This window comes from Paenibacillus sp. sgz302190 (genome assembly GCF_059820445.1).
In genome coordinates, this window is the sequence record NZ_JBZYAO010000004.1 from 24,540 (window position 1) to 47,382 (window position 22,843).

The 22,843-nt window shown below is 52.7% G+C and carries 21 protein-coding genes, 1 tRNA gene and 1 other RNA gene; 20 read left to right on the plus strand and 3 right to left on the minus strand.

Features of this window, described 5'->3' with window-relative positions:
• Window positions 1–56: 56 nt before the first annotated feature.
• The 6 genes from AC6RNO_RS06795 (at window position 57) to AC6RNO_RS06820 (ending at window position 6,881) form a co-directional block, all read left to right on the plus strand.
• Window positions 57–1,004, plus strand: coding sequence for an ROK family glucokinase (locus tag AC6RNO_RS06795; protein WP_474682782.1), 948 nt, complete (start codon window positions 57–59; stop codon window positions 1,002–1,004).
• Window positions 1,005–1,234: 230 nt separating this feature from the next.
• Window positions 1,235–2,122: an RNase adapter RapZ gene (gene rapZ / locus AC6RNO_RS06800; RefSeq protein ID WP_474682781.1), complete on the plus strand. Its 888-nt coding sequence runs from the start codon at window positions 1,235–1,237 to the stop codon at window positions 2,120–2,122.
• Window positions 2,123–2,153: 31 nt separating this feature from the next.
• Complete coding sequence (mgfK, locus tag AC6RNO_RS06805; protein WP_474682780.1) at window positions 2,154–3,137, plus strand: gluconeogenesis morphogenetic factor MgfK; 984 nt, start codon at window positions 2,154–2,156, stop codon at window positions 3,135–3,137.
• Window positions 3,138–3,142: 5 nt separating this feature from the next.
• Complete coding sequence (gene whiA, locus AC6RNO_RS06810) at window positions 3,143–4,072, plus strand: DNA-binding protein WhiA (RefSeq protein ID WP_474682779.1); 930 nt, start codon at window positions 3,143–3,145, stop codon at window positions 4,070–4,072.
• Between the two features lie 146 nt (window positions 4,073–4,218).
• Window positions 4,219–4,488 (plus strand): HPr family phosphocarrier protein, encoded by a 270-nt coding sequence (locus tag AC6RNO_RS06815; protein ID WP_028555561.1) that lies wholly within the window; start codon window positions 4,219–4,221, stop codon window positions 4,486–4,488.
• A gap of 632 nt (window positions 4,489–5,120) precedes the next feature.
• Window positions 5,121–6,881, plus strand: coding sequence for a copper amine oxidase N-terminal domain-containing protein (locus tag AC6RNO_RS06820; protein WP_488435782.1), 1,761 nt, complete (start codon window positions 5,121–5,123; stop codon window positions 6,879–6,881).
• Between the two features lie 75 nt (window positions 6,882–6,956).
• On the opposite strand, the gene clpP is transcribed toward AC6RNO_RS06820, so the two are convergent.
• Window positions 6,957–7,538 carry an ATP-dependent Clp endopeptidase proteolytic subunit ClpP gene (gene clpP / locus AC6RNO_RS06825; RefSeq protein ID WP_235119401.1) on the minus strand — a complete coding sequence of 194 codons (582 nt, stop codon included), beginning with the start codon at window positions 7,536–7,538 and terminating at the stop codon, window positions 6,957–6,959.
• A 224-nt stretch (window positions 7,539–7,762) separates the two neighbouring features.
• Window positions 7,763–7,837, minus strand: a tRNA-Arg gene (locus AC6RNO_RS06830).
• Window positions 7,838–8,139: 302 nt separating this feature from the next.
• Between AC6RNO_RS06830 and AC6RNO_RS06835 the strand changes: the two genes are divergently transcribed.
• The 13 genes from AC6RNO_RS06835 to AC6RNO_RS06895 all read left to right on the plus strand — a co-directional run bounded on the left by AC6RNO_RS06835 (window position 8,140) and on the right by AC6RNO_RS06895 (window position 21,276).
• Window positions 8,140–9,177, plus strand: coding sequence for a sugar-binding domain-containing protein (locus tag AC6RNO_RS06835; protein WP_497105029.1), 1,038 nt, complete (start codon window positions 8,140–8,142; stop codon window positions 9,175–9,177).
• A gap of 56 nt (window positions 9,178–9,233) precedes the next feature.
• Window positions 9,234–10,238 (plus strand): type I glyceraldehyde-3-phosphate dehydrogenase, encoded by a 1,005-nt coding sequence (gap, locus tag AC6RNO_RS06840; protein WP_474682776.1) that lies wholly within the window; start codon window positions 9,234–9,236, stop codon window positions 10,236–10,238.
• 96 nt (window positions 10,239–10,334) lie between these two features.
• Window positions 10,335–11,516 (plus strand): phosphoglycerate kinase, encoded by a 1,182-nt coding sequence (locus AC6RNO_RS06845; protein ID WP_474682775.1) that lies wholly within the window; start codon window positions 10,335–10,337, stop codon window positions 11,514–11,516.
• A gap of 14 nt (window positions 11,517–11,530) precedes the next feature.
• Window positions 11,531–12,283 carry a triose-phosphate isomerase gene (tpiA, locus tag AC6RNO_RS06850; protein WP_474682774.1) on the plus strand — a complete coding sequence of 251 codons (753 nt, stop codon included), beginning with the start codon at window positions 11,531–11,533 and terminating at the stop codon, window positions 12,281–12,283.
• Window position 12,284: 1 nt separating this feature from the next.
• Entirely contained in the window at window positions 12,285–13,823 is a 1,539-nt protein-coding gene (gene gpmI / locus AC6RNO_RS06855; RefSeq protein WP_488435785.1) for a 2,3-bisphosphoglycerate-independent phosphoglycerate mutase, read from the plus strand.
• 35 nt (window positions 13,824–13,858) lie between these two features.
• Complete coding sequence (gene eno / locus AC6RNO_RS06860) at window positions 13,859–15,151, plus strand: phosphopyruvate hydratase (RefSeq protein ID WP_488435786.1); 1,293 nt, start codon at window positions 13,859–13,861, stop codon at window positions 15,149–15,151.
• Between the two features lie 45 nt (window positions 15,152–15,196).
• Window positions 15,197–15,904: a M50 family metallopeptidase gene (locus tag AC6RNO_RS06865; RefSeq protein ID WP_474682771.1), complete on the plus strand. Its 708-nt coding sequence runs from the start codon at window positions 15,197–15,199 to the stop codon at window positions 15,902–15,904.
• 84 nt (window positions 15,905–15,988) lie between these two features.
• Entirely contained in the window at window positions 15,989–16,225 is a 237-nt protein-coding gene (gene secG, locus AC6RNO_RS06870) for a preprotein translocase subunit SecG (RefSeq protein WP_474682770.1), read from the plus strand.
• Window positions 16,226–16,319: 94 nt separating this feature from the next.
• Complete coding sequence (locus AC6RNO_RS06875) at window positions 16,320–17,108, plus strand: alpha/beta hydrolase (protein WP_474682769.1); 789 nt, start codon at window positions 16,320–16,322, stop codon at window positions 17,106–17,108.
• 24 nt (window positions 17,109–17,132) lie between these two features.
• A complete protein-coding gene (gene rnr, locus AC6RNO_RS06880; RefSeq protein ID WP_497105030.1) occupies window positions 17,133–19,649 on the plus strand; it encodes a ribonuclease R in 2,517 nt (838 codons plus the stop codon).
• Between the two features lie 106 nt (window positions 19,650–19,755).
• A complete protein-coding gene (gene smpB / locus AC6RNO_RS06885) occupies window positions 19,756–20,238 on the plus strand; it encodes an SsrA-binding protein SmpB (RefSeq protein ID WP_474682767.1) in 483 nt (160 codons plus the stop codon).
• Window positions 20,239–20,397: 159 nt separating this feature from the next.
• Window positions 20,398–20,762: a transfer-messenger RNA gene (gene ssrA, locus AC6RNO_RS06890) on the plus strand.
• Window positions 20,763–21,057: 295 nt separating this feature from the next.
• Complete coding sequence (locus AC6RNO_RS06895) at window positions 21,058–21,276, plus strand: helix-turn-helix domain-containing protein (RefSeq protein WP_497105031.1); 219 nt, start codon at window positions 21,058–21,060, stop codon at window positions 21,274–21,276.
• A gap of 172 nt (window positions 21,277–21,448) precedes the next feature.
• Here AC6RNO_RS06895 and AC6RNO_RS06900 read toward each other — a convergent pair whose 3' ends face one another.
• Window positions 21,449–21,853, minus strand: a complete 405-nt coding sequence (locus AC6RNO_RS06900; RefSeq protein ID WP_474682765.1) for a VOC family protein — start codon at window positions 21,851–21,853, stop codon at window positions 21,449–21,451.
• 272 nt (window positions 21,854–22,125) lie between these two features.
• On the opposite strand from AC6RNO_RS06900, the gene AC6RNO_RS06905 reads away from it, so the two are divergent.
• On the plus strand, window positions 22,126–22,722 hold the full coding sequence (locus tag AC6RNO_RS06905; RefSeq protein WP_088832127.1) for a TetR/AcrR family transcriptional regulator: 597 nt from the start codon (window positions 22,126–22,128) through the stop codon (window positions 22,720–22,722).
• Window positions 22,723–22,843 lie beyond the last annotated feature (121 nt).

Consider the following 22,843-nt stretch of genomic DNA (forward strand, 5'->3'; position numbering starts at 1 on the left):
TGGATCAGGAGCTTATATCTGAAAATTTTATGATTATTCGTTGAGGTGACCTTGCAATGTCAAATCAGATTTATATCGGTGTAGATTTAGGCGGTACCAGTATTAAGGTCGGCATTTGCGACGAGCACGGAAAGCTGCTGCACACTTATGAGGGGCCTACGGGCGCGGATCAGGGGCCTGAGGCGGTTTTGAACCGGATTGCCGAATATGTGCGCAAAATTGTTGACGATTCTCCTTTCGAGTGGGAGCAAGTGGCCGGTATTGGTGCAGGTCTTGCGGGATTTCTGAATATTCCGGAGGGCATTGTCAAATTTTCGCCGAACTTGCAATGGCGCGATGTCCACGCAAAAAGCACGCTTGAAGCTTTGCTTGGCAAAACGGTAAAAATAGACAACGACGCGAACGTCGCCGCTCTTGGTGAAGCATGGGCGGGAGCGGCTGCAGGCATCGATAACAGCGTATGCTATACGCTGGGAACGGGTGTTGGCGGAGGCATTATCATTAACGGGAAAATTTATCAAGGGTCCAACGGTATGGCCGGCGAGCTCGGACATATTAGCATCGTTCCCGATATCGAAGCGATCAATTGCGGCTGCGGTCAAGTGGGCTGCCTGGAGACGGTTTCTTCCGCGACGGGAATTATCCGCATGGCCAAAGAAGCTGTAGAGCGCGGCGAGCGCACGTCGCTTGCTCTGCACGACAATATCGAAGCCAAACACGTGTTCGATGCGGCGAAAAGCGGGGACGAAGTGGCGCTGCGTATCGTGAACCGTGCCGCTTATTACCTCGGCCGTTCGATGGCGACCGTTTCCATCATACTGAATCCGAAGCGCTTTGTTATCGGCGGCGGCGTATCCAAGGCGGGAGAAATCCTGTTCGCCCCGATTCGGGAGACGTTTAAAAAATATACGACTGAAGTGGCGGCCGAGGGCGTTGAGATCGTTCCTGCCACACTCGGCAACGATGCGGGCGTCGTTGGCGCCGCCGGTTTGAGCTTGCGTTAGTGTCAGCCATGTTTCGCAGACGGGCTGCAGCTTTGGAGAAAGGATCTCCGGGTGCCTGAAAAGCAATGCGTCTTTATCGCGAAGGCTAGCGAAAGGCTCGGCCGTTCACGGAAATTGCGAAGCGTTCGTCTTCGCAAACGTGCATCCGACATCCGATATTCGGAACGGAAATCCTTTCCCAAGCCTCAACACCCGTCCTCGAAACGCACTCCAAAGGAAGGTGTGTAACCATGGAAGAAATCCACCCTTTAGCGAAGCTGGTCATCATCACAGGAATGTCGGGCGCAGGGAAGACGATCGCTGTACAGAGTCTGGAGGATCTCGGATTTTTTTGCGTCGATAATTTGCCTCCGGTGCTCATACCCAAATTTGCCGAACTGATCGAACAGTCGGCGGGCAAAATCGGGAAAGTCGCGCTGGTGATTGATTTGCGGGGGCGTGAGTTTTTTACGGCGCTTCAGGAGTCTCTGCGCAGCATTCGAGAGAATTATACCCTGACCTACGAGATTCTGTTCCTTGACGCTACGGATGCTGCCCTGGTGCAGCGTTATAAGGAAAGCCGCCGCCGCCATCCGCTCGCTCCGCAGGGCGTACCGCTGGACGGTATCGGCCTGGAGCGCAAGCTGCTTGAAGAGCTGAAAGGCTTGGCGACACAAGTCATCGATACGAGTGCGCTTAAGCCGACCCAGCTCAAGGAAAGAATTATTTCCAGGTTTACCAACTTGGAAACGAATCGCATATCTATAAATGTAATCTCTTTTGGATTTAAGTACGGAATCCCGATTGATGCCGATTTGATTTTTGACGTGCGCTTTTTGCCGAATCCGCATTATGTCGATCAACTGCGTCCGCAGACCGGTCAGGACCCGGATGTGTACGATTACGTCATGAAATGGAACGAAACGCAGGAATTTCTTGCCAAACTGCTGGATATGCTGCACTTCCTGATGCCGCAGTATAAGAAAGAAGGCAAGAGCCAGGTCGTCGTCGGAATCGGTTGTACGGGAGGCAAACACAGGTCTGTCGCCATTTCGGAATATTTGGGCAAAGTAATGGGGACCAGCGAGACGGAAGTCGTGCGTGTAAGCCACCGGGACGCCGAACGGGACCGCGTATAAGAAGCTGTTCATTATTTAAGAGGGTGTATAGATGAAAAGAGATAGCTTGCAGAGCGTTCCCAAGATCGTTGTTATCGGCGGCGGCACCGGGCTTTCGGTTATGCTTAGAGGATTGAAAGAGAAGCCCGTTGATATTACGGCTATTGTGACAGTCGCCGATGACGGGGGGAGCTCTGGGATTCTCCGAGCGGAAATGCAGATGCCGCCACCCGGCGACATTCGCAACGTGCTGACGGCTTTGGCCGATGTGGAGCCTCTGCTTTCTTTAATGCTGCAGTACCGGTTTCAGACGGGAACCGGGCTTGCCGGACACAGTCTCGGGAATTTGATACTGGCTGCTCTCACGGACATTACAGGCGACTTTGTCACCGCTGTCAAAGAGATGAACCGGGTGTTCGCGGTCAAGGGCAGAGTGCTGCCGGCATCCAGCCATGCGATTGTGCTGAAAGCTGTCATGGAAGACGGCTCAACGGTCGAGGGCGAGTCCAAAATCCCCAAGGCGCAGGGCCGGATCAAGCGCGTATTGATCGAACCTCCCGATGTCGCTCCTCTGGAGGAGGCGCTGCAGGCCATTCGCCAGGCGGATGCGATTCTGTGCGGTCCGGGAAGTTTGTACACGAGCATACTCCCCAATCTGCTGGTTCCCCAAATCGCTCAGGAAATCATGAGCTCGGACGCCGTGAAAATGTTCATCTGCAATGTGATGACGCAGCCGGGCGAAACGGACGATTACTCGGTCGGCGACCATTTGGACGCGATTCACAGCCATTTGGGCCACCATTTGTTCGACTATGTCATCGTCAACAATGGCGAGATTCCGCCTCAGGTTCAGGCCAAGTACGCGGAGCAGGGCTCCAAGGCCGTCCACCTCGATTTGGATGAAGTGACGAAGAGAGGGTACCAGGTCATTGCCGACCGGCTCGTGCTGTTCCGTACCTACCTGCGCCACGATGCTGAAAAGCTGAGTGACCATATTTATCAGCTCGTCGAAAGCTGGATGTTAAGGAAGAGGTGAGACCTTTGTCCTTTGCGGCACAAACCAAAAAAGAACTGACTTTAATCGAAACGGATGCGTGCTGCGAAAAAGCGGAACTGTCGGCGCTGATCCGTATGAACGGCACCGTGCAGTTGTCTAATCAACGCGTCATCCTGGACATTTCAACCGAAAACGCCGCCATCGCAAGGAGAATCTATACCCTCCTGAAAAAGACGTACCACCTCCATACGGAGCTGCTTGTGCGCAAAAAAATGCGCCTCAAGAAGAACAACGTGTACATCGTCAGAGTGCCCGGACAAGTGCAGGAGCTTCTGAGCGACCTGAAAATCGTCTCCGAGGGCTTTCTGTTCACGCCCGATATCGAAAGGGAAATTATCCGCGGCAACTGCTGCAAACGGGCGTATTTGCGCGGTGCATTTATGGCCGGCGGCTCGGTTAACAACCCCGAGGGCTCCTCGTACCATCTGGAGATCGCCTCGATCTATGAAGAGCATTGCAAAGCGCTGTGCCAGTTGGCGAACAAGTTCGATCTCAATGCGCGCTTCATCGAGCGCAAAAAAGGGTTCGTCTTTTACATCAAGGAAGGCGAGAAAATCATCGAATTCCTGAGCATCATCGGCGCTCATCAAGCGCTGCTGCGGTTCGAGGACGTGCGCATTATGAAAGATATGCGCAATTCGGTGAACCGTATCGTGAATTGCGAAACGGCAAACCTGAACAAGACGATCGGCGCGGCCGTCAGGCAGATCGACAACATCCGACTGCTGCAAAGGGAAGTCGGCCTCGAGAACTTGCCGGAGAAGCTGCGGGAAGTCGCCGAAATCAGGCTGCAGCATCCGGATATGAACCTGAAGGAAGTCGGCGATATGCTAAAAGGCAGCGTCAGCAAGTCGGGCGTGAATCATCGCCTTCGAAAAATAGATGAATTAGCCGAAAAACTGCGAAATTCGTAAGTACGACACAACCAAACAGCTAATTCGCAAGTTTTTCTCAATTTTTCTAGTGTACTTCCGCGAAAAATGCTATAATGTTTTAACATAGGGTAATGAGATGTATTCGACAGTATTTCATATAAGCTTGAGTAGGGGGAATTAGTTCCATGTCCAGACGGCCAGTCGTTGTGAAGTTGAGAACGGGACTTCATGCCAGACCTGCGGCATTGTTTGTTCAAGAGGCGAATAAATTTTCATCGGAAATCTTTGTTGAAAAAGATGAAAAGAAAGTAAATGCGAAGAGCATCATGGGTATTATGAGCCTCGCCATCAGCACAGGGACCGAAGTTTTCATAAGTGCGGAAGGTTCGGACGCCGAGCAGGCTGTAAACGCTTTAGTCACATTGGTCAGCAAAGAAGAATTGGAGAACCAATAATTCGAACGAAGGCTTCCTCTCGGGGAAGCTTTTTTGCGTTTTTACCTTAGTTGCTCAAAGATGCGAGGGGGCGGAGTCGATTGCGTAATCCGCCTGGCCGTGCTGCGTAGAAAGCCTGCAAAAATCAGGCTGCCCAAGACCCCCCGCAGCGTCAGAGGCGATAGCCGCAATCTGCCAGGCTGCACGAAGAAAACCTGCAAAAATACATGAATTTGCGTCCTTGATCGCTGGCCGCGAAGAATTCCTGCAAAAGTGCAGGCTTTTCACCGAATACGTGGGCTCAGATTCACTTTCGGTGATAATTCCTGTACTTTTGCAGGTTTTTGTCCAAAATAAGTCAATTCCACAGGGAAAACCTGCACTTTCGCAGGTTTTTTCACGCCAAGCTGTCTCCTTCCCGATTGCGCAAGCGGCCGGCCAAGAGTGGCCGGCGCCTGTCATTTCGAAGGAATATATGTTTCCGCCGGGCCGTTCGCCCAATTTCCTTTATCAGCTAATTTCGTGGCAAAATTGTTAACAACTTGTGAATGTGAGAAACCTTTCTCTTGATGCGCGCGTCTAATTAACGTGACTAAAGAAGGAAAAGGCTTTTTGCCATTTTCACTTACTTATCGGACAAAAGGAGTCAGAAGATGAAACAGTTCAAGAAAGAGCTTACCCTGCTGCTGGCGCTGGTTATGTTTGTGTCGAGCATTGCAATAGCGCCTGTAGCCGGTGCGGTTTCCGCAAGCGCCTCCATGATCCTGTTGTATTTGGACAAGACGGATGCATTTGTGAACAGCGAGCAGGTGCAATTGGACGCCCCGGCCACGATTATTGACGGCAGCACGTTCGTTCCCGCCAAATTCCTCGGCGATTCGATGGGATTCAAAGTCGAGTGGAGCGACGCGACCCGGACGATTCATATGACACCATCAGGTTACGATATCGTACTGGATGTCGACAACAAGAAAGTGACGATCAACGGCGTCGATACCCCTTTTGATAAAGTTGCTTCAATCGTGAATGGCAAGCTGCTGGTGAAGCTGACATGGGTAGCGGACTATATGGGGGCCAAATATACGTACAACGGCGAGCTCCGCCGGGTGGAAATCATTTCGTTTCCTGCGGCTGAGGGTGTTTATGTAGATCGGGACAGCAACTCCACACCTGTCGCCAAGTTTACAACGGCGAAGGCTTCGTACCGGCTCGGAGAGCCTGTCAAATACGTCGACCTGAGTTACGATCCGGATGCGGAAGGCCTTGTATCTTACAACTGGAAAGGGAAGCAGGAAGCCTTTTTCCAACCGGGCAAGTATCCGGTATCCTTGACGGTGGCCGATGCCCATGGACATGTGAGCAAGGAGTTCAAAAGCTACGTCACAGTCGTCGACCAGCAGTATTTGAGCGAGTTCGAGTATCCGATTTACACCAAGCCGATCGGCAGCTCGATCAAAGCGGACTGGGGCATCATCTGGGCGCATTTTAACCAAATGCCGGCTTTGACCAAGAAGGTGACGCAAGAGACCGACCGCAAGCTTCTGGTTAGCGACAGTCCCGAAGAGTTTACCGAGAGAGGGATTTTGTATCAGGATAACATCAACGGAAAAGCGCGCTTGTATGCCGATCACATTAACGGCACGAAGCAAAAGATGACGATGGCGATTTTCGCCACCAACAATACGGACCAAGCCGTTACGATCAAAACGACGAACAAAGGCGAAGTATACCCTTCCGTATATGCGAATTTGATTGGAAGCGAAGCTTCCGTGGACTTTTTGCTAAACAATGTGTATGATCAAAAGCTGACCATTCCGCCGCATCAAACGTATGTTTACGCGAAGCTTCCCGATTTTTATCCGGGTCAAGGCGTGAACTTGTTCTACGACGTGGAAACCGATGGGGAACTGCAAATGTCTTTTGCCGTTACCGAGAAGCTGTCCACGAACTCGTTGAAAGATCTTCCGCTGCTGCCTTACACCGGCCATGTGCGGGGAACGTTCCCGGTCTCCCAGATTAATTGGGATATAGATGCTTCATCCTTTACCAAAACATCGGTGGTATCGATCGGAGACAACAAAACCGACCCGTTCGTCAAAGGCTACGATGTGATGCGCAAGGAAAACGTGGATAACGGCGGCAACTACGGCGTCGTGTACAAAATGCATATCAACAAGCCGCGCAAAATGGCGGTCATGATGATGGCCAAAGGCGGCGTGTTCAAAGGCCCGTTCAAGGTGAACGGAGAAATGATTCCCGTTCCGTATTCCGGCGTAGTCACGGCGTTCGACGGTTTGACGCTGCTGGCCCGGACCACGGGAAGCGAAGATTCCCTGGATATCGAGTTCACGCCTCCGGCGGGATCGGCGTTCCCGATCGATCTGATTTTCTACCCTATGGAAGATAAAAAGTAAGCATAAAAAAAACAGCCCCTGAGCGCCCGGAAGCGTTCGGGAAGGCTGGTTTTTTGTTGTTTTGAGCGGATGGCGTTACACGCGCTCGATGACTTTGTCGATAAGTCCGTATTCCGCCGCTTCCGCAGCGCTCATGAAGTAGTCGCGGTCCGTATCCTTCTCGATGCGCTCCAGCGGCTGGCCGCTGCGCTCGGCAAGAATTTTGTTCAGGTTGTCGCGCATTTTGAGGATGCGTTTCGCGCGGATCTCGATATCGGAAGCTTGACCTTCCGCACCGCCGAGCGGCTGATGGATCATCACTTCGCTGTTAGGAAGCGCGTAGCGTTTGCCTTTGGCGCCGGCCGTCAGCAAGAATGCGCCCATGGAAGCGGCCATGCCCACGCAGATCGTGGAAACGTCCGGCTTGATGAACTGCATCGTATCGTAGATGGCCATCCCTGCTGTAATGGAACCGCCTGGGCTATTGATGTAAAGGCTGATATCTTTGTCAGGGTCTTGTGCGGCCAGGAAAAGAAGCTGGGCAATAATGGAGTTCGCGACGACATCGTTTACGCCGGTACCGAGGAAAATGATGCGGTCCTTCAGCAAACGGGAATAGATATCATAGCCTCTTTCGCCGCGGGCGTCCTGTTCAACGACCATAGGGATAAAACTCATGAGAATTACCTCCTTCGATGGGTACAATGGTTTCAAATGGAAATACTACTTACAGTATGGCCAAGAGAATGTTTAAAAAGTCTGCGCCTTTCTTAATACGAAAGGGAACATTTTCAAACGAACTCGTTGTTAACTAGTATGATACCGAAAAAACAAACAAAGGTCAAGAAAGGTCAAACTTATAATCAAAAAAAATCAGTTTCGCAACTGATCTTCGTTCGTGTTGGCGCGCCCGAAGGGAATCGAACCCCTATCTCAGGCTCCGGAGGCCTACGTCATATCCATTGGACCACGGGCGCATGCAATTGAAATTTAGTGAAGCAAGGGTTATTATATGACACCGAATAAAAAAAAGCAAGACTGAAAATGCTTTCAGTAAAAAAAGGCAAAAATATTTGAACAATTGTTGAATCTGACAAAGCAATTGGTTATAATAATAATGCACGGAACGATATATCTCGACAATGTGCGATTCAAGTTAAAGACTTACCGAATTTGAAGTACTGGCAGTACTCAATTTTTTTTGCTCGGGTGGGACGAAAAATGCATACCCGGGACATAAAACGTCCAATCAATGGAGCAGGAGCGTTGTGATCGTCATATGAGAGAAATCCTTGACATTCAAAAGCAGCTCTTGCCGGACCTCATGGATGTTATGAAAAAACGTTACTCGATTCTGCGCCACATCCTTGTTTCCGGTGTCGTAGGGAGAAGAACGCTGGCCAGCTCGCTCGATATGACGGAGCGCGTCCTGCGCGGCGAGGTCGAGTTCCTCAAGGAGCTGGGCCTGCTGGAGACGGATGCCACCGGCATGAAGGTCAGCGAATCCGGCCACCGGCTTCTGGAGAAGATGGAACCGATCATTAAAGCCGCTTTCGGTCTGACCGACCTGGAAGAGAGCATCAGCCGGGCGTTTCAAATCGCCCAGGTAATCGTCGTGCCCGGCGATTCGGACGTCTCCGCCTTCACGAAGAAGGAGCTTGGACGGGCAGGAGCGGCCGCTTTGCGCAAACACGTCGCCAAAGACGATGTCATTGCTGTAACAGGCGGATCGACGATGGCGCAGGTTGCGAACCATTTGACGATCTCGTCGCGCATGAAGGGCAGTTGGTTCGTACCGGCCCGGGGCGGACTCGGCGAGAGCGTGGATATGCAGGCGAACACCATCGCATCCATTATGGCCAAAAAGACAGGCGGCAAATACAGGCTTTTGCATGTGCCCGACCATTTGGGCGAAGAAGCTTATCAGACTTTGATCCAGGACCCGCAGATCCAGGAGGTTGTCGACGTCGTGCGCAGCTGCCGCATCGTCGTACACGGAATCGGAGAAGCTATGGTCATGGCCCGCAGGCGCAAGGTGGATGCCCGGACGACGCAAAGCTTGCAGGAAGAAGGAGCTTTGGCCGAAGCGTTCGGCTATTATTTTGACCGGCAAGGAAATGTCGTCCACAAGATGGCTACAGTCGGCCTCAGGCTGGAAGACATTCAGCGCGTTGAAGTCGTCATCGGCGTCGCAGGCGGCAAGAGCAAGGGGGAAGCGATCGCTTCAGTACTGCTTCACGGCCAGGAAGACGTGCTCGTGACGGATGAAGCCGCCGCGCTGGAAATTATGAAGCATGCCCCACAAATGCCATCATGACGTGTCTTTTTGACCGTCTTGACCATATAATTTTTAAATCTTAGGAGGAATTCGCTATGGTAAAAGTAGGTATTAACGGTTTCGGACGTATTGGACGCAACGTGTTCCGCGCAGCTCTGAACAGCACTGAAGTTCAAATCGTGGCAGTAAACGATCTGACAGACGTAAAAACATTGGCTCACTTGCTCAAGTACGACACAACTCACGGCAAACTTAACGCTACTGTAGAAGCTGGCGAAGGCGAACTGATCGTGAATGGCCGTTCCATCAAAGTATTCGCTGAGCGCGACCCTGGAAACCTGCCTTGGGCTTCCGTAGGCGCTGAAATCGTTGTTGAATCTACCGGTATTTTCACAGCGAAAGAAAAAGCTTCCCTTCACCTGAAAGGCGGCGCTAAGAAAGTAATCATCTCCGCTCCTGCAACTGACGAAGATATTACAATCGTTCTTGGCGTTAACGAAGATAAATACGATCCTGCTGCACACACTGTAATCTCCAACGCTTCTTGTACGACTAACTGCTTGGCTCCGTTCGCGAAAGTGATCAACGATCAATTCGGTATCGTTAAAGGTATGATGACTACTGTTCACTCCTACACGAACGACCAATCCGTGCTTGACCTGCCGCACAAAGACCTTCGCCGTGCCCGCGCAGCCGCTGAGAACATCATCCCTTCCAGCACTGGCGCAGCTAAAGCGATCGGCCTTGTTCTGCCAGAACTGAAAGGCAAACTGAACGGTATGGCTATGCGTGTTCCTACGCCTAACGTATCCGTTACGGACCTGGTTGTAGAAACAAAAGTCAACGTAACTGTAGACGAAGTGAACGCAGCTCTGAAAGCAGCGGCTCAAGGCGCTCTGAAAGGCATCCTGAACTACTCCGACGAGCCTCTTGTATCCAGCGACTACAACGGAGATCCTGCTTCCTCCACGATCGATGCCCTGTCCACAATGGTAGTTGGCGACAACATGCTGAAAGTGGTTTCCTGGTACGACAACGAGTGGGGCTACTCCAACCGTGTCGTTGACCTTGCCGCTTTCATCGCAAGCAAAGGTCTGTAATTCATAATCAGCACACTTGTAGACACTTGAAGAGGAGAAGCGATTCTCCTCTTTGTGTGTGATTGTTACCAAAAAACCGCTCGGGAGGCCTGTTCCATGAATAAAAAAAGTGTCCGCGATGTTGAAGTATCCGGCAAAAAAGTGTTTGTTCGCGTAGATTTCAACGTACCTCTGGAAAACGGTCAAATCACAGACGATACCCGGATCAGAGAAACGCTGCCTACAATCAAATTCCTGATTGAAAAAGGCGCAAAAGTCATTTTGGCGAGCCACCTTGGACGTCCGAAGGGTCAAGTGGCCGAAGAGCTTCGTCTGACTCCGGTTGCCGCAAGACTGGCTGAATTACTTGGCAAGCCGGTAGCGAAAGCCGACGAGGCGATCGGTGAAGCAGTTAAAGCGCAAGTCGCTGCGCTGAAAGACGGCGATGTGCTGCTGCTTGAAAACGTTCGTTTCTACGAAGGCGAAGAGAAGAACGATCCCGCTCTGGCGAAAGCTTTTGCCGAATTGGCCGATCTGTACGTGAACGACGCGTTCGGTGCGGCTCATCGCGCTCACGCCTCCACGGAAGGCATCGCACATCATCTGCCGGCCGTATCCGGTCTTTTGATGGAAAAAGAACTGGATGTGCTCGGCAAAGCGCTGAACAATCCGGAGCGTCCTTTTACCGCGATTGTCGGCGGCGCGAAAGTGAAAGACAAAATCGATGTGATCAACAACTTGCTGAACATTGCAGACAACGTGATCATCGGCGGAGGCTTGTCCTATACATTCCTGAAAGCGCAAGGGAACGAGATCGGCAAATCTCTCGTGGACAACGAGAAGCTTGACCTGGCGCTCGGTTTTATTGCCAAAGCGAAAGAAAAAGGCGTGAACTTCCTGCTTCCGGTCGATATCGTAGTCGCCGACAAATTCGGACCCGACGCGAACACGCAAATCGTTCCGGTGGATGGCATCCCTGCTGAATGGGAAGGCATCGACATCGGGCCGAAAACCCGTGAAATTTATGCGGACGTCATTGCAAAATCCAAACTGATCGTTTGGAACGGACCGATGGGCGTGTTCGAAATCGAGCCTTTCTCCCACGGCACCCGCGCTGTAGCTGAAGCTTGCGCTGCCACTTCCGGCTACACGGTTATCGGCGGTGGAGATTCCGCGGCGGCTGCTGAGAAATTCCATCTGGCTGACAAAATGGACCACATCTCGACAGGCGGCGGAGCTTCCCTGGAGTTCATGGAAGGCAAAGCACTGCCGGGCGTTGTGGCTCTGAACGATAAATAAGGGAGGATCTTTCGATGAGAAAACCGATTATCGCAGGCAACTGGAAAATGTTCAAGACCGTTTCCGAAGCGGTCAGTTTTGTAAACGAAGTGAAAGGCGGGGCGGAAGTAGACGGCGTAGAGAGCGTAATCTGCTCCCCGTTCACGAACCTTCCCGCTCTGGTTGAAGCCGTTAAAGGCACAACCCTCCATATCGGTGCGCAAAACCTGCACTTCGAAGATAACGGCGCATTCACCGGCGAAATCAGCGGCGTTATGCTGAAAGAGCTGGGCGTAGAATATGTCATTATCGGACACTCCGAGCGCAGAGCGTATTTTGCCGAAACCGACGAGATCGTGAACAAAAAGGTTCAAGCGGCATTCAAACACGGCTTGACGCCGATTCTGTGCGTAGGCGAGAAGCTGGAAGAGCGCGAAGCGGGTCAAACCAAAGAAGTTTGCAAAGTGCAGACAGAGGCGGCTTTCCAAGGCCTTAGCGCGGAGCAAGCGGCTAAAGTCGTTATCGCTTACGAGCCGATCTGGGCGATCGGTACGGGCAAATCTTCCACAGCGGAAGACGCTCAAGACGTAATCGGTTATATTCGCCAACTGGTGAGCGGTTTGTACGGGGCTTCCGTGGCGGATGCGGTTCGCATTCAGTACGGCGGCAGCGTGAAACCGAACAACATTGCCGAGTACATGGCACAGCCTGACATTGACGGCGCGCTTGTAGGCGGAGCGAGCCTGGAGCCTGCTTCCTACATCCAGCTCGTCGAGGGGGCGAAGTAAGATGTCCAGACCGAAACCGGTAGCGCTGATCATTCTCGACGGCTTCGGGCTTCGTTCGGAGGAGCAGGGCAATGCGGTCGCACACGCGAAAAAGCCCAACTACGACCGTTACTGGTCGACTTATCCGCATACGACCTTAATCGCAAGCGGCGAAGCCGTAGGTTTGCCGGAAGGACAGATGGGGAATTCCGAGGTAGGGCACCTGAATATCGGAGCGGGACGTACCGTGTATCAGGACCTGACCCGGATTTCCAAATCGATTCGCGACGGCGAATTTTTCGATAACGAGACGCTGCTCGGCGCCGTTCGCCACGCCAAATCGACCGGGAAGAAGCTGCACCTGTACGGGCTGCTCTCCGACGGCGGCGTGCACAGCCACATTCAGCATTTGTTCGCACTGCTCGATCTCGCGAAAAAAGAGCAGCTTGAAGAAGTGTACATTCACGCTTTCCTGGACGGCCGCGACGTGGCTCCGGATTCGGCGAAAAAGTACATGGAAAGCTTGCAGCACAAAATCGCGGAAGTCGGCGTAGGCAAAGTTGCCACCGTGCAAGGCCGCTACTACGCGATGGACCGCGACAAGCGCTGGGAGCGTACGGAAAAATCGTACCGCGCGATGGTTTACGGCGAAGGCCCGACTTATACCGATCCGATGCAAGCGATCATCGATTCGTATGAAAAGTCGGTCTTCGACGAGTTCGTCATGCCGACCGTCATCGTAGGCGCTGACGGCAAACCGGTAGGGCTCGTGGAGTCCGGCGACGCGGTCGTCTTCTTCAACTTCCGTCCCGACCGGGCCATCCAGCTTTCGCAAGTGTTTACGAACGAGGATTTCCGCGGGTTTGACCGCGGGGACAAAGCTCCTCGTAATCTTTACTACGTGTGCCTGACTTTGTTCAGCGAATCCGTAGACGGCTTTGTCGCGTATAAACCTAAAGATCTCGACAACACGCTTGGCGAAGTGCTGGCCCAGAACAATCTGAAGCAGCTGCGCATTGCCGAGACGGAAAAATATCCGCACGTGACGTTCTTTTTCAGCGGCGGGCGCGATGTGGAACTGCCGGGCGAGACCCGCATTCTCATTCCTTCGCCGAAGGTCGCTACTTACGACCTGCAGCCTGAAATGAGCGCGTACGAAGTGGCGGAAGCGGCTGTGAAGGAAATTGAAGCGGAGCGCCAGGATGTCATTATCCTGAACTTTGCCAACCCTGACATGGTCGGCCACTCCGGGCTTCTGGAGCCTACGGTGAAAGCTATCGAAGCTACAGACGAGTGCTTGGGCAAAGTCGTCGAAGCGATCTTGGCCAAAGGCGGCGTCGTGTGCATCACCGCCGACCACGGCAATGCGGACGTTGTGACGAATCCGGACGGAACGCGGAACACGGCGCATACGACAAATCCGGTGCCTTTTATTGTTACGGACAAATCTGTTACACTAAGAGATGGCGGAATTTTGGCGGATATCGCCCCGACGATGCTGGACTTCCTGCAAGTACAGCAGCCTGAGCAGATGACGGGTTCCACCATCATCAAGCGATAATCATACTAACCAACATAAAAGGAGTGTTATCAACGATGACTATTATTTCTGACGTTTACGCTCGCGAAGTTCTTGACTCCCGCGGCAATCCGACTGTTGAGGTGGAAGTATACCTCGAATCCGGCGCTTTCGGCCGCGCAATTGTGCCTTCAGGCGCTTCCACAGGCGCATACGAAGCCGTTGAGCTTCGCGACGGAGACAAAGCCCGTTACCTCGGCAAAGGCGTTCTGAAAGCCGTTGAGAACGTGAACGAAATCATCGCTCCGGAAATTATCGGATTGGACGCTCTGGACCAAGTCGGCATCGACAGCAAAATGATCGAGCTGGACGGAACTCCGAACAAAGCGAAATTGGGCGCTAACGCAATTCTGGCCGTTTCCATGGCTGTAGCCCGCGCGGCTGCCGACGCTTTGGACGTGCCTCTGTACACATACCTGGGCGGATTCAACGCGAAAACTTTGCCTGTTCCGATGATGAACATCATCAACGGCGGCGCGCATGCCGACAACAACGTCGACGTTCAAGAGTTCATGGTTCTGCCAGTAGGCGCAGCCAACTTCAAAGAAGCGCTTCGCATCGGCGCGGAAATTTTCCACAACCTGAAATCCGTTCTGAAAGAAAAAGGCCTGAACACGGCAGTTGGCGACGAGGGCGGATTCGCTCCGAACCTGAGCTCCAACGAAGACGCCATCCTGACCATCATCGCCGCTATCGAGCGCGCAGGCTACAAACCGGGCGTTGACGTGTTCCTGGGTATGGACGTTGCGTCCACGGAGTTCTTCAAAGACGGTAAATACCACCTTGAAGGCGAAGGCAAATCCTACACTCCTGCCGAGTTCGTAGACTTCCTTGCTGCATGGGTCGACAAATATCCGATCATCACAATCGAAGACGGCTGCTCCGAAGACGATTGGGAAGGCTGGAAATTGCTGACTGAGAAACTGGGCGGCAAAGTACAACTCGTCGGCGACGATCTGTTCGTAACGAACACAAGCCGTTTGTCTACAGGCATCGAGCAAAACATCGGCAACTCCATCTTGGTTAAAGTAAACCAAATCGGTACGCTGACCGAAACTTTCGACGCTATCGAAATGGCAAAACGCGCAGGTTACACAGCGGTTATCTCCCACCGTTCCGGTGAGAGCGAAGACAGCACAATCGCTGACATCGCCGTTGCTACCAACGCCGGCCAAATCAAAACAGGCGCTCCTTCCCGTACGGACCGCGTAGCGAAGTACAACCAACTGCTTCGCATCGAAGACGAGCTGCACTCCGTAGCTCAATACGCAGGGAAGAAAGCATTCTACAACCTGAAAAACTTCAAATAATTTCGCTTCGCTTCACATAATTTAATACCGGGAGGGGGTTGCACGATGAGCAATTGGGTGAAGACTATTTTATTTTTGATAGGTTCCGCTTTGCTGACTCATTGGATCCCCTCTTCTTTTTTTCGCAATTTGGATACGATGGTTCATGAGTTCGGCCATGCCGCCGTCACGCTTGCGCTTTCAGGGAAAGTGCAGTATATCGAGCTTTACGCCAACCACAGCGGGGTTACGCACTCTTTAATCACGAAGTCGTGGTCGATTGTTCCGGTTGCGCTCGCCGGTTATACGACGGCATCCTTGTTCACCTGGTTTTTATTCTCGGCTTATGCCAGAGGGAAGCAGCGATTGGGACTTCAAGTGATGACAGTGTTGGCCGTGATTTCTTTAGTGCTGTTCGTGCGGAACGCGTTCGGCATTACGTTTATTATCGGCTTGATCGCCATAACCGTACTTGCCCTGGCGTTAGCTCCCAAATGGCTGCGGGACATCTATTATTTGCTGCTCGCTTTCCTTTGCCTGGAGGAATCGGTGTTCGGGCCGTTATCGCTGGTGCTGTATGCATGGAGAAATGCGCGTGCGGCAGGCGATGCTACAAACCTGGCCCTTTATACGGGTGTGCCTGCTATCGTATGGGCCGCGTTTTTCTTGTTGTTTTCCTTATGGTGCGCAAAACAGGCCGTTCAGGCATTTTTGGGCCGCAGGGGAAACAGAGCGAATCACCCGCAATCGCCGGCAGCTTCCTACCGGAATTAGGAAAGGAATTGTAATCTTGGACGAACTATGTTAAAATACTCATGCTGAATGTATAGGCAAAGATCAGGCTATTGGGGTGCTAACATGGTAATCTTATTCAAGGTTTTGTTGATCATAGCTTCAATCGGATTAATTTGCATCGTATTGCTGCAAAAGGGTAAAAGTGCGGGGTTGTCCGGCGCTATTTCCGGCGGTGCGGAGCATTTGTTCGGCAAGCAAAAAGCGCGCGGTTTAGAGCTGTTCTTGTCCCGTTTCACGATGGGGCTTGCTGCCGCATTTTTCATTCTCTCCATTGTCGTAGCTTACGTAGTGAAAGCTTAGCACACATAAAACGATAACAGCAGGGGAACATTACTCCTGCTGTTTTTTCATTTTACAACGAAAGTCTATGTGTGCAGGAGTGCAACGGAGAAAAATGGGCGAGAATAGAATATATAAATCGACGGAGCCCTTCCTCTGGCAGGGCAGCGGGGCGAACGGGCAAACCGGAATTTTAATGATTCACGGCTTTACGGGAACGCCGTCGGAGTTTCGAAGAATCGGCTATTATTTGCAGGATCAGGGGTACACGATTCATGCGATTCGGCTGCCGGGCCACGGCACTTCGCCGGAAGAGATGCTGCGAACCGAATGGACGGATTGGTATGGGCACGTGCAAGCAAGCTATGACGAGCTGGCCTCGCAGTGCAGCCATGTTGTAGTCGTAGGCCATTCGATGGGCGGGCTGCTCGCATTCATGCTGGCCGCAGAGCGGAATGCCGCAGGCATCGTATCGCTGGCTGCTCCGGTATATCTGGCAACCCGGAAGACAGCGCTTGCGGTCATGCTGCAGCATTTTATCACCTATGTGGAAAAGAAGCCCAAGAACATCCCTACGCTGCTGGATGAGTCATGTGCGTATACCAAAACGCCGATTCGTTCCATAGTCAGTTTGCGTAAACTAATGAAGCAGGCGAAAAAGCTGCTCCCCCGGGTAGCTGCGCCGGTATGGATCGGACAAGGAGCCATGGACGCCGTCGTCCTGCACCGAAGCGCCGCATTTTTGTATAAGAAAATAAATTCGGCAATCAAAGAAGTGCATTACTATCCGCAGTCGTCCCACGGAATGCTGCTGGATCAAGAAAGAGACAAGATTTATGAGGACATTTCTTCATTTATCCGGTCTCTGAAGCTGCAGCCCGGCAAGCAGGAAGCTTATCCGTGAAAATTACAAGAAGGTGAACAATACATGATAACAGAAAAAGAAATTTTGAGCTTTATGCAGGAAATGGCCTATAAACCGATGACTTATCAGGAGCTCGAAAAGCATTTTGGCGTTGGGAATGCCAACGAATTTAAAGAGTTTTTGAAAATTTTAAACCATTTGGAGCAGGAAGGATTGATTTTGAGGACCCGCAACGACCGTTATGGCGTGCCGGAACGAATGAATTTAATTCGCGGCAAGCTGCAAGCGCATGCGAAAGGCTTCGGCTTTCTCATTCCCGACGACCGGGATCACCCTGACGTGTACATACACGCCAACGATATGAATACGGCGATGAACGGGGATATGATTCTTGTCCGGGTTACATCCAAAAGCCAGGGAGGCGGCCGGATGGAAGGCGAGGTCGTGCGGGTAGTATCCCGTGCGAACACGCAGATCGTCGGAACTTTTCAGAGTCAGGAAACGTATGCGTTCGTAGTGCCGGATGATAAACGGATGACACGGGATGTTTTTATACCTCAGCATGCGTTCATGGGGGCGGTTACAGGGCAAAAGGTAGTCGTCAAGCTTGTCAGCTATCCGGAAGGCCGGGCTGCGGCTGAAGGGGAAGTCATTGAGATTCTCGGCCATAAAGACGATCCGGGCGTCGATATTTTGGCGATTGTCCGCAAATTTCAGCTGCCGGAGGCTTTTCCTGAAGAAGTGATTCTGGAGGCGGATGCCGCCCCGGATGCGATCAGCGAAGAGGAGCTTCAAGGCCGCAGGGATCTGCGCGGCAAGCGCATTGTGACCATCGACGGGGAAGATGCCAAAGATTTGGACGATGCGGTGAACGTCGAACGGCTGGATAACGGCAACTACTTGCTGGGCGTGCACATTGCCGACGTCAGCTACTATGTCAGAGAAGGTTCAGCGCTCGATCGGGAAGCGTATAATCGCGGCTGCTCAGTTTATTTGACGGACCGTGTCATTCCGATGCTGCCTCACCGGCTGTCCAACGGCATCTGCTCGCTGAACCCGCGTGTGGACCGGCTGACGATGTCCTGTGAGATGGAATTCGACGAGAATTTGCAGGTGGTTAGGCACGATATTTTTACCAGTGTGATTTGTACAAGCGAACGAATGACGTATACCAACGTGCGCAAGCTTTTGACGGATGAGGAAGTCGAGCCTGAGCTTCTGGAGCGTTACGAGTACTTGCTGGAAGATTTCAAGCTGATGGAAGAGCTGGCCATGAAGCTGCGCGGCAGAAGGATGAAGCGCGGGGCGATCGATTTCGATTTTGAGGAATCGAAAATTTTGGTCGATGCCGAAGGCAAGCCGACCGATATCGTCAAACGCGAACGATCGATTGCCGAGATGATGATCGAGGAATTCATGCTTGCCGCGAATGAAACGGTAGCGGAGCATTTTCATTGGCTGAAAGTGCCGTTCCTGTATCGGATTCATGAAGATCCGGATGCGGAGAAGCTGATGCATTTTATGGAATTCATTACGAATTTCGGCTATGTGGTTAGAGGGAAAGGCAATACGGTACACCCGCGGGCGCTGCAATCCCTGCTGGAAGAAATTCGCGGCTCTGCGGAAGAAACCGTGATCAGCAAAGTGATGCTTCGTTCGATGAAGCAGGCGCGCTACGATGCCCAGAGCTTGGGCCATTTTGGGCTGGCGGCCGAGTTTTACTCGCACTTCACCTCGCCGATTCGGCGGTACCCGGACTTGATCATTCATCGGGTCATTCGGGAAGTGCTGGCAGTCGGAGTGCTGCCGGATCAGCGCCACGAATCGCTGGCCGGGCGCATGGACGACATCGCGCGGCAATCGTCCGAACGCGAGCGGGTAGCTGTCGAAGCCGAACGGGAAACGGAAGCGTTGAAAAAAGCCGAGTACATGCTGGACAAAATCGGCGAGGAATTCGAAGGTATTATCTCGTCCGTTACCAATTTCGGCATTTTCGTCGAGCTGGATAATACCGTTGAAGGTTTGATCCGTTTAAGCGATTTGACGGACGATTATTACCACTATCATGAAATGCAGCACGCTCTCATTGGTGAGCGTACGTCGCGAATTTACCGCATCGGCGACGGCGCCAAGGTGCGCGTGGCGCGGGTGAACATGGACGAGCGGACCGTCGATTTTGAGATGGTCGACATGAAGCCGCGCGGCAGCGGCAAGGCGAATTTTGTGCGCGGCGGGGACAAGGCGGGCTTTGCCCGCGGTGGCAAAGGCGGCAAAGGCGGCAAGGCAGGCAGCTTTGCCGGCGGTGGCGGGAAAGCCGGGGCCCGGGCCGCAGGCAAGCCCGGCAAGGGCGGCGGTGCGCGAGCTGGCGGCGCCGAGAGCGCGAAGGGCGGCAAAGCCGGTAAAGGCGGTGGCCGCCGCAGTGGCATTTCGCTAGGGGGCGAAGCCCTGGCGGGTGTTGGCGCCTCGCCCGCGGCGGGCAGCGCGGGCGATTGGGCGAGCGGCGTGAACGCGCTCGCCAAGAGCGGCCGCCGCCGTGGAACGGGCGGCGGGAGCGGCGGTGGCAAGAAGCGGCGGAAATAGTCGCCGCTTCTTGCATTTCCGCCGTGAACTTGCTACAATAGGTTGCACATTGTAGCAAGTTCACGCATGCTTTTTTCCGCGTGAGTTGCGGAAGGAGGATCCCGCGGTGGCAACGAAGAAGGCCGATGGCAAAGTGCTCGCCCAGAACAAGAAGGCGTCACATGACTACTTTATTGAAGATACGTATGAGTGCGGCATCGTTTTGACCGGAACGGAGATCAAATCCTTGCGTGCAGGCAAAGCGAACTTGTCCGACAGCTTTTCGACGATTCGTAATGGCGAAGCTTTTGTCCATAACATGCACATCAGCCCGTTCGAACAGGGGAACCGGAGCAATCCGTCCGACCCGACCAGAGCGCGCAAGCTGCTCATGAAGAAGGCCGAAATTGCCAAGCTGCTGGGTCATGCCAAGCAGGAAGGCTACACGCTGGTGCCGCTCAAGGTGTACATCCGCAACGGCTACGCCAAGCTGCTGCTGGGACTGGGCAAAGGGAAGAAGCAGTACGACAAGCGCGAAACCGCGGCAAAGCGGGACGCACAGCGCGACATTCAGCGCGCGCTTCGCGAGAAGCAGAAGATCGCGAGATAATGGCGAGTGGCAGTTTTGCCACATAGCTGCCTGAGCTTCCATGAACATGGACATTCGTTTCTCGTCCGATTGTGTTATACTAAGTAAGCAGCAACGAAAGAGCATCAAGCTATACCTTTCACCTTCCTTGGTTCGAATGAACGAAGCGGAAGGCAATCCGGGGGCGTTTTTGGATTCGACGGGGATAGTTCGAGCGCGGGTTGCGGGTAGTGGGGACGCGTCCACTTCATCAACGCTAAAGCCTATTAAATGGCAAACAACAACCTAAATTAGCTTTCGCAGCTTAATAACCTGTGAGCTAGCTTCTACCCTGCATCGCCCATGTGCCGGGATAGGGGCCCAACTTTAGTGGGATACGCCGCTTCGGTCTCCGCCTGGGGTCGACGGAAGAAGACAATCAGGCTGACCCAACGCAGAGCGGGTTACGGCGCGCTGCTCGGGTGACATCAAAACTGTGACTACACCCGTAGATGCCTGTGTGGCGATATTTTCGGACAGGGGTTCGACTCCCCTCGCCTCCATACTTAAAACCCGCTCATAGAGCGGGTTTTTTGAGAGTTAAACCAAAACTTTGCCGCTGCGGCAATCGATTGCTTTAATAAACTCGCGGCAAACATTTGCTTTAATAAGTTTAAGACTATTTTACCTCGGGGCCGTTTATGGATTCGACGGGGATAGTTCGAGCATGAGTAGCGAGTAGTGGGGACGCGTCCACTTCATCAACGCTAAAGCCAATTAAATGCATATTTTTGTCCGAAATTGGACGGAAATATGCTTTTGTTTTATAAACTTACTTGCCAAAATATAGGGTGGATCAAATTGGATAATTTACCTTCTATCGGAGAAAGAATAAAGTCTATAAGAAAACAACATAAATTGACGCAAATTGAATTTGCCCAAAGCTTAGAAATATCACAAGGTACGCTTAGTGAGATAGAATCTGGAAATGCTAAGCATTCTTTCGATGTCTTAGTTGTGTTAGCGAATAAAGGTTTTAGATTTGATCCGTTAAAAGAAACAGCGGCGGATCAAGACTAGAAAATACAGTCTTAGACCTGCCGCTGTTGTCATTCAACTAATGTTCCCGAGAACTTCTGCAACCGCCAGCTTCCGACCCGAGAATACTACCAACATGGACACGCCGCACGGCGGGCAGGGGAGTTTCAGGCGCGAACTCCCTCCATTACTCTTAGCGTAGGAACGCTGCCCGTTAAGGCCTACCGCTGAACCGCTCGAGCGCTTCCTCGGTAACCGGAGCGAAGAGGTTGACGAGGTTGCCGTCGGGGTCGCGAAACAGTGCTGAGCGGTTCCCCCATGGCATCGTGGTCGGTTCCTGTACCCACTCGTCGACAAGCGGCTTCAAGCGGTTGTACTCGGCATCGACGTCGTGGACGCGAAACTCGATGATGACGGTGTGGTTGTCGGCCGCGCGCGCGGAACCGGCGCCGAACAGTTGCACCGTCTGGGAGTGGCCGATCGCAAGGGTACACGATGGCAGAACGAACTCAGCGAAGACAGGCGCGGGGCGCTTCGCCAAAACACCTGTGACTTTCTCATAGAACACGACGAGTCGATCCAAGTCGTCAGTAATTATGCGTACAGAAGCGAAATTCACAAGACATCATCCTTTCAATAATTTAACGATACGATACCGTATCGTATCGTATCGTATAATATCATATTGACCTGGATAATACAAGTTACCGTACGACTAACAAAAATGGTGCTCGAAAATGCTTCGTTGCCTCACTGAAGCACAAACAAGAAGTGCTCTAAATGGCAAGCCGAAATCCCCGGCGCCAAGGATGCTTTCATGGTATAATGTGAAGGACTTTTTATTTTAAGGCAACGAATCCGAGTCTAAAGTACTTTTATGTTGGAGGGAAGATGGTGACTACGTCTAAGAAATCTGAACGTGTGCCGTCGGCCAATTTGAATAGACGCGTCGAGCGTTCACGACATGCCGTCCTGACCACTGCGTTTGAACTGCTCAGCGAAGGCGGTGTGGCTAGCTTCTCCGTCGACGAGGTGGCGCGTCGTTCCGGGGTCGCGAAGACGACCATCTACCGCCACTGGCCGACGCGTGAAGCACTGGTGATCGACGCCTGTTCACGGATGATTGCCGAGCAGGAAACGCCCGACACCGGCTCACTCGAAGGTGACGTCACGGCTATCCTGGTGGAAATCGCGCACCTGCTACCGACGGCGAATTGGTCCTTCGTCCTGCCGTCAATCGTCGACACAGCCGAGCGCAATCCGGAGTTCGCGGAAATCCACAGTCGGATTCAGCGCGGACACGCCGCCCCCCTGCGAGAGGTCCTACAGCGCGCGGTAGGCAGAGGCGAGCTGTCGGCACACGCCGACGTGTCAACTATCGTCGCAGCCCTGCTGGGGCCACTCTTCTACCGCCGCTGGTTCTCACGTGAACCGATCGACGACCAGTTCGTAAAGGCGATCATCAAACGCGTACTCGCTTCACTTTAGTACGAGACGCCTACCACTGCTTGGCCGAACATCGATGGCGGACCAGCAAACAGCAAATATCTGTTTTGCGCGCCCAAAGGCTTCGGCATCCTGATGCAACGCGATCGAACCTTCGACCTGG

Coding starts and splice junctions, on each gene's coding strand:
- AC6RNO_RS06795 (WP_474682782.1), top strand. CDS start 57: ATGTCAAATCAGATTTATATCGGTGTAGATTTAGGCGGTACCAGTATT.
- eno (WP_488435786.1), top strand. CDS start 13,859: ATGACTATTATTTCTGACGTTTACGCTCGCGAAGTTCTTGACTCCCGC.
- AC6RNO_RS06865 (WP_474682771.1), top strand. CDS start 15,197: ATGAGCAATTGGGTGAAGACTATTTTATTTTTGATAGGTTCCGCTTTG.
- AC6RNO_RS06875 (WP_474682769.1), top strand. CDS start 16,320: ATGGGCGAGAATAGAATATATAAATCGACGGAGCCCTTCCTCTGGCAG.
- AC6RNO_RS06820 (WP_488435782.1), top strand. CDS start 5,121: ATGAAACAGTTCAAGAAAGAGCTTACCCTGCTGCTGGCGCTGGTTATG.
- secG (WP_474682770.1), top strand. CDS start 15,989: ATGGTAATCTTATTCAAGGTTTTGTTGATCATAGCTTCAATCGGATTA.
- AC6RNO_RS06845 (WP_474682775.1), top strand. CDS start 10,335: ATGAATAAAAAAAGTGTCCGCGATGTTGAAGTATCCGGCAAAAAAGTG.
- AC6RNO_RS06905 (WP_088832127.1), top strand. CDS start 22,126: ATGGTGACTACGTCTAAGAAATCTGAACGTGTGCCGTCGGCCAATTTG.
- rnr (WP_497105030.1), top strand. CDS start 17,133: ATGATAACAGAAAAAGAAATTTTGAGCTTTATGCAGGAAATGGCCTAT.
- tpiA (WP_474682774.1), top strand. CDS start 11,531: ATGAGAAAACCGATTATCGCAGGCAACTGGAAAATGTTCAAGACCGTT.
- mgfK (WP_474682780.1), top strand. CDS start 2,154: ATGAAAAGAGATAGCTTGCAGAGCGTTCCCAAGATCGTTGTTATCGGC.
- gpmI (WP_488435785.1), top strand. CDS start 12,285: ATGTCCAGACCGAAACCGGTAGCGCTGATCATTCTCGACGGCTTCGGG.
- clpP (WP_235119401.1), bottom strand. CDS start 7,538: ATGAGTTTTATCCCTATGGTCGTTGAACAGGACGCCCGCGGCGAAAGA.
- AC6RNO_RS06835 (WP_497105029.1), top strand. CDS start 8,140: ATGAGAGAAATCCTTGACATTCAAAAGCAGCTCTTGCCGGACCTCATG.
- AC6RNO_RS06815 (WP_028555561.1), top strand. CDS start 4,219: ATGTCCAGACGGCCAGTCGTTGTGAAGTTGAGAACGGGACTTCATGCC.
- gap (WP_474682776.1), top strand. CDS start 9,234: ATGGTAAAAGTAGGTATTAACGGTTTCGGACGTATTGGACGCAACGTG.
- rapZ (WP_474682781.1), top strand. CDS start 1,235: ATGGAAGAAATCCACCCTTTAGCGAAGCTGGTCATCATCACAGGAATG.